Source organism: Elongatibacter sediminis, from assembly GCF_037892215.1.
GTDB classification, from domain to species: Bacteria; Pseudomonadota; Gammaproteobacteria; order Xanthomonadales; family SZUA-36; genus Elongatibacter; species Elongatibacter sediminis.
On the sequence record NZ_JAZHOG010000002.1, the window covers coordinates 470172 to 481753 of the forward strand.

Below are 11582 nucleotides of genomic sequence, written 5' to 3' on the forward strand. Positions count from 1 at the left end.
CCAATGCCGTTGGATGGGATGGCGGTGGCATTCATATTCCCTGGAATTCGCTTGTGAAAGTGAGGCACCTGGTCGCCGAACGGCACGAACATGCGACTTCCGGGTCTCGCCGACACAACACACTGGAGGTCGATATGTCACTCGTGAAAGACACCAACCGCCCGAGATCCCGGCTCGGTGCGAAACGCATGATCACCGCGGCCGTCCTGGCCACGATGCTGAGCCCGGCGGCCGAGGCCGGCTCGTGTACCTATACGTCGCGGTCGGGCACCATCGGGAGTTCCAGCAAACCCGCTGCGGAAACGACGGTCGTCAACGCGATGTCGAGCGAGACGCTCAAAATCGAGATTTATCGTGGCGACACACAGAAATGGACGAAATTCCTGAAACCGGGGGAGAAAGGTTCATTCACCACGCATTTGTCGAAAAGCGGCGGATCCGCGACATTGCGAGTACAAATCTATTCCGAGCTGTCTTCGTTCAGCAAGGAGTGCAGCTACCGGATGCGGAATACCGGTAATGACGACCTCGTGTGGACCCTGCCCACCGGCGCAGAGTCCGTCTGCCCGGGAACGGGCATTACGACCTTCTCGGTCGCCTGCGAGAAATCGTTCAACAGCGATCACCTGAAGTACAAGACCCGCTTCACCTTGTCCGACGCGTGATCAGCGGACGGCGATATCGGATTCAGGAGCGGCGGGCACGCGCGGGCCGACAACGCCGTGCCCGGCACGGACGCCGCCGGCTGAGTCACCGCAGGCGCTGAATCGCACCTGAACCGCATGGGCATGTTGCTCAGGGCGTCGTTCGCCCGGGTGCGGGGAGTGGAGATTTCCGGGGCCTGGATTGCGCCTTCGGGCGCGGATCCCGTCGCGTTATGGGCAGTACCCTGGTCGCAGCAACTCCGCTTAACCGGTCTTACGTTTTTGCCGATACATCGTTCATCAGGTAATAGGTGCTTGATTATTCGTCCTATCCGCCCGAAATTACTGTTCCTGGCTATTTGTCCCAGTCCTTGAATGCATCTGCGTCCCAGCGTGCATCTTCGGCCGCATTCAGTGCCTGCTCGCGCATGCAATTTTTGCATTGCGGATACCCTTCACGAGGGTACACGCCGTTGTTGCTCGACATTCTCGGGTGCTCATCCACTACAAAGTTCTTGAACCCGCCGGGGTCTTTCCTGCCGCAGGTGTGGCACCCATTTTCATAGCCTTCCTTATTGATCGCACGCTTCTCTGCTGCCGTCCAGCGGCGATGACTGCCCTGACGTAAAGGAGTCGGGTTTACTGCATACGGGCCAGGTGTGATTCCGTCATTTCTGATGTGATGACAATTGTGTACCAGAACCCCGGCTTCGCCAGCAAAATAGTTTTCCGTATTTTCAACCGCCACGTTGAAGACCGGCGTTTGCTCTTTGACATTTTCAATGGACGACACGGTAAGCCATGTACCGAATATCGTAATGACCCCATCACCCCGCACAATGTCCCTGGCCTCTACCCAGCCCCTGTTTCTGATCCAGACCGGGTGCTCATTCGTGATTGCCAATGAGCCGGCAACTTGCTGGTTCAAATCCGTGAACTGGATCAACAGGTGTTCGGAACTGTCGCGGGTATAGCTCTCGAGTACCTCACGATATTCAATGTCAATCGGTGTCGCTGGCGTCGAGGCCAGCAAATCACCGGCATAAACATCCTGAATTCTGCGTAAGCCGGCTTCTGTATATATGGGTGTGTTTTCAGCGAAACTGCAACGACCGATCTTCTTCGGCCGCTTCGGGATGTTCTTGAGCACGCCCTTGGTCAGGATTTTCCGGCCCGCGCCGGCCGGCGTAATCATCGATACGGTTTCCACCGACGCAATCTGGTTGTCTACAAACTGGTTGGCGGAATACCGAATCTGGGCTGGGTCGTTCGAGAACATCACGCGATTGATGTGATAAGGGCTGGTAAATGTTCCTACTACAGCGCGGCCGCCGGTCATCACCATGCCGCCGGCGATCTGATACGGCATGGTCGCGGTATTCAGCATGGACCAGCCCGCGCCACTCCAGTCGCCCTGCAACGCCAGCCCGCCCGGCGTATTGTTCATCCAGGTATCCACCGGATTCATGGCGGCATCGGCAGTAGCCCACAAAGAATCGGTAAAACCACTCCATTTCTGACCGATCAAATCGCCAAGAATCTGCCCGCGTTCGCCAAATGACACTTCGAGTTCGGAACCGAATTCCACATCGGTACCATCTCCGAGCTGAGCGCTGCTTGGCGTGTCTTCCGGTGTCTCGCCATCCATGATGAACAGCGAGGTTGCGCCAGACGGGTTGTCTTCGAGGTTTATCTGAGTGCCTTCGGCAAAGTGTTCGACCGATTTTACGTCTGCGGTTTGCAGTTGACCGTCACCTTCCCGCCAGGAGACAAAACCGTCGCTGGGTTCATAAAAAATCTCAGTATCCCATCGATAGCCATCCAGATCCGCAGGATTGCTGGTGGTCGGGTCAGAACTGCCGGGTTCCGTTGCGCTCGCGCCTTCCGAGTCCGACGCATCCACCGAACTCCCACCTGACTCCTCGCCCGAGGCATTGGAATCGTCGGTGGCGCACATGGCCGTTACGGGGCAGCCATCATTACCCCAGCCCGGGTCTCCGAAGGGGGCATCGGAATCATCGCCTGTCGGCCAGCCGCCAGGCTGGGTGTTGGGGGGGACGAAGGAGTTGCCGCCAGAACTGCCATAATCGGATGCGGATATGGCGAACAGTCCCATCGGATCGCTCAGGTTGACCGGGTCGCCATGGACATAGCCATAGCGGTTAAACCCACCACGCAGGCCCGCCGGGTCGCGGCTGAGGAAACGGCCACTGGCCGGGTCATAGCCCCGGTAGCGTGAAAAATGCATACCGGTGGTGGCGGCATACGAGGCCATGCCGTGGAAAGTGAAGTCACTGATATCGGGGTCATGCGAGAGCGCTTTATCCAGTGGTTCGCCAAAGGCATCACGCGCCGGCAGGTTCCCGCCCGCTCTCCGCCTCAGGCTGTCCTGTTGGTCATAAACGGCCGCCTCACTGTTGCTGCCGGCAGCGCCTTGCCGGATTACCTCATAGACGAACCCGCCGTCATCAGAAACAAACAGGCGGTGGCTGCCATCCGCGCCGAGCGAAGCCAGAGGCAACTGCGAGTAGTCCTGGCGCCACAAATCGATCATGGGTTTACGCTGTCTGCTTTGGATCGCCGCCCAGCTAATGCCGTCGCTGTCCCGAAAGAAGCGCAATCTGTTTTCGGGAGTGGCCACAGCGCGAATCAAGCCGCTGGGCAGGCGATCAAACTGCCGCCCGTACTGATCCAACCTGACATTGCCGAAGGCATCGTATTTCAGATCCTCACCATTGGCGGCGACCAGGCGATTGTTCGTGATGGTTGCAGCGAAATGCTGGTTCATACTGCCAGAGTGCTCAATTTGCTTGGTCAGCAGGTTGCCAGCCAGGTCCCACTCGTAATGAATACTCAGTTCCGGGTTGGATTTGTCCTCGCGCTGCAACCGGCCCTTGCCGTCGTATTCATAATCTGTAGCAACTTCCTGACCCCCGGCCTGCCAGTATTCATGCACCAGACGGCCCAGGGCGTCGAAGTCGTTGCGTACTTCAGTCTGGTTGCCATCAGTGTACTGATCGATTCGGCGCGTTTGCCGACCGGAGAGGTCATAGGTGAATCTGACTTCAGTATCATCCGCCAGCACCAGGCCAGTGACCTGGTCGCGACCGTTATGTTGCTTGATGCTGGCGTACGTGTGCCCGATATCATCATCAACCGCGAGCAAGCGATAATCAAAGGGGTTGCCATAGCGGTAGGCGATGCGGTTTCCGGCGGTGTCCTGCACCGCCTGTACCACGCCATTGCCGTAGTACAACCACTTCACCGTGCCTATCGAGCGTCCCTGCAAGAACGTCTCGCGACTCGCCAGTTGCCCCGTGTTCGTGTACGCCCAGTCGTGCCTGACCTGAGCCCGGCCGTTATGCTGGCTGATGGTCCGTGCAGGCCGGCCATAAGCGTTGAAACGATAGAATTGCCGGGTCTCCACATCACCGTTGGTCATGATCTGCTGCTTGACGATCTGGCCATTGGTGTTGCGTGAGTAGAATGTCTGGCGCAACTGCCCGCCCGCTTCCAAATCCTGGCGGGTGACGTCGGGATAAGCCGCCTCCCGATAAAAGGTGATCGACTGCTCGGGATAGGTTTCCTGAGCCAGCAAACCATCGTCATCATAGTCATAAGCGATGGCTTCCACCGGTGATTCCAGGAGGCTCAAACGTCCGGCATTGGTGTAGCTGTAATCGACCGCGTACAGGTTGTCGCCTACCGTGAACGCAGCCGGGCTGTCCGGTCCCGCAATCTGCGCCAACCGCGAGACGTTATCGTGATAGGCATAGCGGGTTTCGCTCAGCGTTTGGCCGCTGGCATCTTTCATCCGCCGGGCAGCCAGCAACGTGCCGGTATAGTCCTGTTGCATTTGGCTGCCATCGGGGTATTCAACGACCACCGTCTGTTCCCAGGCATCCAAATACCGGGTGGTTGCCGATTGTTCGCCATCGCTTACCGTGATGGCGTACAGGCGATCATCCCGGTCCGGCCATTCGACGGCCGAGGCGTACTGGTACTGGAGCTTACCGCCACCGGGAATATCCTGGCTCGTGACACGGCCACGCCAGTCATAAGTGGTGACAGCAGAATACCCTTCGGGATCCGTGCTGCGGTGTACGTTCAGATTGCTGTCGTAGGCGCGTTGATATTGCTCACCATCGGCGTCGGTGATCCGCTCCAGTAAACCAATAGCGTTGTAACCGTATAGAACCACAGCCTGTTGGCCCTCAACCGGCCATGCGGTTCTGGCCACCAGGCGATGCCCAGAATCATAATCGTAGGTAAAAACGGTCAGAGGATCAGTTGCATTCAAGGAACTGAGGCCTGACTCGACGCGCAGCAGCATGTCGAAGCGGTCATGGCTCCGCCGGCCCCATACCCCATCGTCGTAAACGCCGGTCTTGCGGCCCCCTTCATCGTAGATCGAGGCTTCAATTAACCAGCCTCCGAGATAATGCGCGGCCGGTTTGCCGGAATAGGTGTATTCCCAGGTTTGAACCACACCATCGGCATCGGTTTCACGGGTCAGATGGTTGCGGCCATTGTATTGGTAGTCGGTTTGCTCGATACCGCCGATGGTTTTGCGTGAAAGACGGTCGTAAAGGTCGTACTCAAAACTGGTGATTACACCGTTCTCGTCGACAATCTGCAGTGGCTTTCCATGAATTCCGTAGTCCCGCTGAATACTCAGTCCAGCTACGGTCTCCTCGGTGATCTGACCCAGGGTTCCTGCCAGCTGTTCGCGCTGGTTGAGGTTCTCATCGGTGATGGTTATTCGTGGCACCACTTCACTGTCATGGTACTGCCATTGCTTGAGCACTTGCGAGGCACCGTTGCCACTGGCCGTTTGTGCGATCGGACGTCCGCTGTAATCAAACCGGGTTATCTGTTCGCTGCCGTCGGCAAAACGCACCAGGTTCTGGCGCCCATTGGCATCGTATCCAAACTCCTGGCGCGCGGTGCAGGTCTGGCTGCTGACATAACTCTGTCCGTTAAACGTCCAGCACTCGAAGGCCTGTGCGTATTCTCGTGAAGCGAGTCGATTGTAGCTGTCATAGCTGAAACGTTCGGTCACGCCGCCGGGCTGTTCGATGGTGATGAAGCGCCCAAAGGCATCAACCGTCTCACTGGTTTGCGGCAAGCCGTCAACAGTCTCGCTTTTTCGCAGCGTGGTGAACTCGGTTCTAAATACCCTGCCCAGCGCATCGGTTTTGCTTTCCCAGCCCGGCCCGCTGGAAAACCAGGTGGTCAGCCATTGAGGGCCATCCTGCAGTGGCGTGTGGGCCGGATGTTGGGCAGCAAAGACATCACCGAGTTCATCATGATGATAGGTACTGACCCTGACGATCTCGTCATTGAAATATGGCTGCGCCTGGGCAATACGATAGCCATCGTGACTCCAGGCCTGCCACTCCGTTACCAGTTCGGTCCCGGGTTCACAGAACACATCGTCGATGTGCTGCGGATGGGGCTCTCCGTCATTTCGACAGAGCAGTTTGCGCGTCAATCGCCCGAACTCGTCTAGGTATGTCAGCTCAAGCTGGCCATCACTTCGCAGTCGAGCCATGCGCGGCTCCCTGAATTCAGAATCCGCAATGATCGCAAGTTCATCGTCCTGCAGGGTGTAGATGGTGCTGTCGGGTGTGTTCCCACCGGCCGAAAAATCGGTGCGGTACAAACGGTTGAAGCCGTCATAAGCAAACGTGCTGGACGAGGTCAGCCACTGTTCGCCCTGTTTGCGGCATAAACCATCATATTGGTGATACCGGGAACGCCCGACGGGATCTATGTGTTCCACCGCACCGCAGATATCGTCGTATTCCCAACCTGCCTGCCCGCCGTCATTGGCGGTAGTGCTGACCAGCCTGCCGTGTTCGTCCCAGGCATACCGTTCCTGGTAACAGGAATGATCATCGATGCCGCACCGTAATACGGTTTGCGCGTTGTTGAATCCGGCTGGGTCAAAATCCGAGCGCTTGAGGCGGCCAAAACGGTTGCCTTGATGATCGCTCACGAGCACTTCGCTCAGTCGATACCAGAATCCTGCGCCGACTTTTTCCCAGCCATACTCACTGATTCGGTCATCACTGAGCAGGCTTGTGTCCTGGTATTCGTATTCGCTGTCCAGCCGTCGGGCAGCATGGTCGTAGAAATAGTCGGTAATGAACTCAACGAGTTCAGTATCCCCCTCGTGGGCGCGCCCGGGTTGTTGGGGCACGATCGGCAGAGGGATGTTTTCCGGTGGTTTCCAGCGAAAGTCCGCCGGGTTTCGCTGCCAGCGCTGCTGCAGAGACTTCTGCCACTGGGTTTCCAGCAACGGCCTGTCCACCTGGCCGCTGATGACGTAATCGGAAATATTCGCAGATTCCACTCGCAGCGGCTTTGCCTCCTGCGCCTGCTTGAAACTCATGCTGCGCATGCGATTAATGGTCGCCCGGTGGACTTGGCGTTTGACAGCCGAGGGTGTGTTTTTGTCGCCTGGGCGATCACGAACCATCAGCCTGGGTGGCTTGTCATCGAGAGGCTGCTCGATTGGAACAGAATTGCTCCACTGGTGAAATGGCTTCTCGACAAGCCAGATGTCGAAAATTTCCGGTGCCAGGGTAAAACCTTTTCCCAGGCCCTCATCAGGCGAATAGTCATGGCAACGGGTAACAAGCTGGTCCAGCGATTGTGTTTGGTTGCCATTGGCATCAGCTGCGCCCAGCTGGTACTCACACTTACGTATTAGCGGGCTGAAATAGGGCGGCGCCAGGTTATAGCTGTAGCCACCGGAGTCATTGCGGTTGCCGAAAAGGCTGACGGTTACATGCTGCAAAGACCCGTCAGTTCGCAGTCGAGCACCGTATTTCTGCAAGCCGATCCGGGCGGGTTCGGTGTAATACCCATGGATGGTTCGCCCCCCGCGCTCATTGAGAAGTTCGGCGTGGGCGAAGCCGCGGAATTTTCCGTAGCTGGCCACGCCCTCTGCATAGCGATACGCTCGTCGCCCGTGCGCACCTTCAGACTCGTTTAACACTTCCAGGTTAAGCGGCAAATCCGGGTTGGCGTGCAGACCCTCGGCTGAGAAGCCCCATGCCAGCTGCTGCTTGCCGCCGAAGGGTCCAGTCGATGACAGTGTTCTTCCGCGGCTGCTTTGCTTGGTGTTCAGTGCCAGCTTGGTACTCCACGCCTGGGTGCCTGGGTAGCTTTGCGTAGAGATAACAGAAATGGTCAGCAGGTCGACAAAACCGTCGCCGTCAAAATCACCGAAGGCCTGGTGGTCGCCAATACTCCTTGTCGGCAGAATTTCGAGATCCGCAGGCAGTCTCTCGTCGTTGGACAGGAAATAACCGTCAGACAGGCCACGGTCATAGGCCAGCACGGCCGGCTCGGCGAATCTGGTGTCCAGCTGCAGCATCAGTGCGGAGTAATGGCCGCGGTCCGGATTGAAAGGACTGAGGCGGTGCTGATACCAGTTCTGGATCAGCCAGCCGCTGGATGAGCTGCGGGCCGAGATCGGGCTGGAGTTGTTGCCACCGCTTGAAGAGGTGGCGCGTTTCATGAACGTCACGTTACCGGACAATTTGCCCGGTCTCGTTTGGGTGAACGTGTCGCCTGACCCGAGAATAATACCGGGTTCGAGATCCAGATCGAGGTCCGGGTCGATGACAATATCCGGTCCGTCGTCATCACCACCTGAGTTCGGTATCGCCCAGCCCTCGCTGTATTCCAACAGCGGGTGCCCAGCGTGAATTCCGCTGGCTATGAAGGACCCGTCGCCCAGACCGTAATGAACTTCGGAATAGAGGCTTTCCTCAATCGGATACCAGTAGCTGACCGCGTCGTTTGCCGTCTGACCGCTCCACGTGTAACAGCCGTGCATGCTGTACAGAACGTCAAGTACGCCATCGCTGTTGAAATCACCGAAACGGGCAAACTTGGACAGGTTGGCGGGTTCGGAGTCGAATTCACTGAAGTTTTCCGGCGGACCGATAAACTCGCCCCGGCAGGCTGCGATCGGCAGTCGGTTCAGGGTGATGTTATCGATCTCAATTTCTGTCGCTCGGGGTTCGAGAGTGGCCGCATGGAAGTTGGGGGTGGATGCAGTGCTGGTGCCAATAATTTTCGTCCACCCATCTGGCAGGCTCTCCTGATCCAGCGGCATCGCGAGTTGTTTCTTTTCAGCCCAGTCGAAATGCGGTGCGTGCCGGCTATTGGCCACCCATCGGGTCTTGTTGGCTCTGGGGCACAAGTCGGTTTGCTCATGCACGACCCGAATGAGATCCTGATAACCGTCTCCGTCAACGTCACCGAGTTGACCGTAGCGAATCTTGCATGCGTCCAACTCGGGAATTGCCCGGGTCACGAACCGGTCTCCGCCACGATGACTGACCAGGCTGATATCACCCAGCTCTTCTTCGTCGGCGTCGCTGCTTTCTACCAGCAGGTCCAGACGGTAGTCGTTATCGAGATCGGCAAGCAGGTAGCCTCGGCCATGGCGGACAAACGCTCCGTCCAGATGCGTGTTCAACTCGTCGTTCCAGGCCTGGATCAAGTCCAGGTCATCACCAGTGGCCTGATCGACACCAACAAAGCGCGCTTCATCCTCTGGCTTGGCGAGGTAAACCCGGTGGAAATTGCTGCACAGCAAGCCAGAACAATGCCAGGCGAGCACCACCAGATCAGTGACGCCGTCATCATTTAGATTGGCGCCCTGTGGAAACACCAGATGACGGACGCTGGCACTATCGCTGCCCGGGTTTGCCACCACTTGCAGCGGTTCAGCAGCAGTAATGTCCGGCCAGCCGGCCTGCTCTGTATCCACTTCCAATACGCGAATGTCACGGTACACATTGCCATCGGCAGCTTTGCGTTCAACCTTCCACAAAACGCTGTTGGGGAGTTCCGGATTATCCGGTCTGTCATCCTGATAACTCAGGTGATAGTCCGAATAAAGCAGGTCGTCCACCCACGACTGAATCTTGCTGAGGCGGTGGCTGAGAATGGCAGGCACTCCACCGGATGCATCGAGGCGTGGATCGGGGCGGTACTCATAGTCAAAAGTAACGCTCTGGCGTTGCCCGGCATAATGGATGCTTTCAATTACCGGCCATCGGATTTGAACGTCTTCGTACTGGGCCTGCAGCTTATGGGTCAGCGGCAACAACTGATAGTTGTAAATGATCTCGTTGCCGTAAGGGTCGACGGCACGGGACAAATGCCAGGCAACCGTACTGCAAAGCGCACTTGCATCTTCACATAACAGGACTGCAGTTACGTTTCCAACGGCGGAGTCGCCCGAGGTGGTCACCGCCAGTTCGCGAATAACGGTGGCTTCCCTACCCGCTCCGTCCTGCTGGCCATATTCCCACAACCAGCCATTGCGGCGCATGATCCACAGGTTTCGTTCGCTGTCGTATTCCAGAAGTGCACCGGTATAGGTTTCGGGCTCGTAGTAAATGCCTGGTTGCCAATGGGCGCTGTCGATCCCGACCCTGCCGGGATTGAGCATCATCTGGTGTGCGGTGGCTGCCTGCGGTTTCAACAGGTTTTGCTCCTGTCGAATCAGCAGTTCACCATCCAGATAGAAGGAAGATTCGGTGTCATCACTGCCCAACTCGGGCACGCCGCCGGTGGCGGACCGGCGGGTGATGACCGACAGCCCTGAGAGCTGGTAATTGGACCCCATCAATCCGTCACGGTGCCCGTGATTGTGTTCGATCGACAATGTCGGCGCCACGCCGGCTATGCCGGCAGGCACTTCAATGACTACTGAGTCATTCCAGCCTCCCATGTGGAGGCCTGGTTCGCCCTGAACACCTGCCTGAAGTTGAGGAATGCCGCAGAGCCCCAGGACACCTACGACCCCTGTGAACAGATGGTGGAAGATAACTCCAGGCCGATTGAATCGATTGTTGCGCATAGGCACCTACTCTGGTTGCTCCATTGGCTCGAACTGCCGAAGCGTGTTCGATTGATCATATCAGGCGTTCGGTTTATCAAGCATTTCGGACGGGCTTCAAACGAAGATAACAATCCGCCGGCCAACGTGGATCTTGATACCGGCTGGATTGCCGTTCTTGCCGCCGATTGGCCGGCAAATGGGGTCGCCGAATGGGGTCGGGCCGGCACGTGGGGGTGTAAACGACCAACATAGAAAGATTCTTTCAAAGATCAGCAGAATAATTATTCCTTAGCACAGCCATTTGGGCATCAAAATCATGCTTTTGAGCATTTCATGCCCAGAGCCAAGCCAAGTTACCTCTCTGGCGGTGCTTGGCATCTCACTCATCGATGCCACAACCCTGATTACTTGCTGAAATTCCAACGCGACAGAACGCGGTGGCGCCATTGGCTGTTCGAGGCTCGCAAGCGCTACGGTCTGACCGTGCTGAACTACATGGTTACCTCAAACCACGTCCACTTGCTGGTTCAAGACCGCAGGCTTGGGGCCATCGCCCGAAGCATGAGGTTGATCTCCGGGCGGGTCGCTCAGGAGTTCAACCAGCGAAAGGCGCGCAAGGGCGCTTTCTGGGAAGACCGCTATTTCGCCACTGCGGTGTCGACCGATCACCATCTGGTCCGGTGCCTGGTCTACATCGACCTGAACATGGTTCGTGCCGGCGTGGTCCAGCGCCCGGAGCAGTGGAGAGACAGCGGCTATCGGGAGATTCAGACGCCGCCAAAGCGCTACCGAATCATCGATGTTGGAGCTTTGTGTCGTCTGACCGGTTTCACTACAGCAGACACGCTCAGGCGCCACCACCGGAGGTGGGTTATGGAAGCGCTCAGATCCGAGACCCTTGAGCGGGAACCCAAATGGACCGAGGACGTGGCGGTGGGCCCGGATTCCTTTAAAGCACGGTTTTGCTGAAGAAACTGGCCACCCAAGGGCTTGGATTAAACCCCGAAGTGCAACGCCACTGATGTGGGAAGAGCGGGCGAGGTGAAGTAGCCTGTGCCGCTCTA

The 11582-nt window shown here is 57.3% G+C and carries 3 protein-coding genes; 2 read left to right on the forward strand and 1 reads right to left on the reverse strand.

Translation table 11 applies throughout. The annotated features are described in order from the left end of the window. The first annotated feature begins 134 nt into the window (after positions 1-134). The gene (locus V3330_RS04790; protein WP_354694248.1) at positions 135-665 is read left to right on the forward strand and encodes a hypothetical protein; all 531 of its coding nucleotides are present in this window, start codon (positions 135-137) and stop codon (positions 663-665) included. Positions 666-999: 334 nt separating this feature from the next. Here the strand turns inward: V3330_RS04790 and V3330_RS04795 are convergent, their stop codons facing one another. Beyond that, positions 1000-10536, reverse strand: coding sequence for an RHS repeat-associated core domain-containing protein (locus V3330_RS04795; protein ID WP_354694249.1), 9537 nt, complete (start codon positions 10534-10536; stop codon positions 1000-1002). 315 nt (positions 10537-10851) lie between these two features. Here V3330_RS04795 and V3330_RS04800 point away from each other — a divergent pair, with 315 nt between their 5' ends. Next, entirely contained in the window at positions 10852-11487 is a 636-nt protein-coding gene (locus tag V3330_RS04800; RefSeq protein ID WP_354694250.1) for a transposase, read from the forward strand. Positions 11488-11582 lie beyond the last annotated feature (95 nt).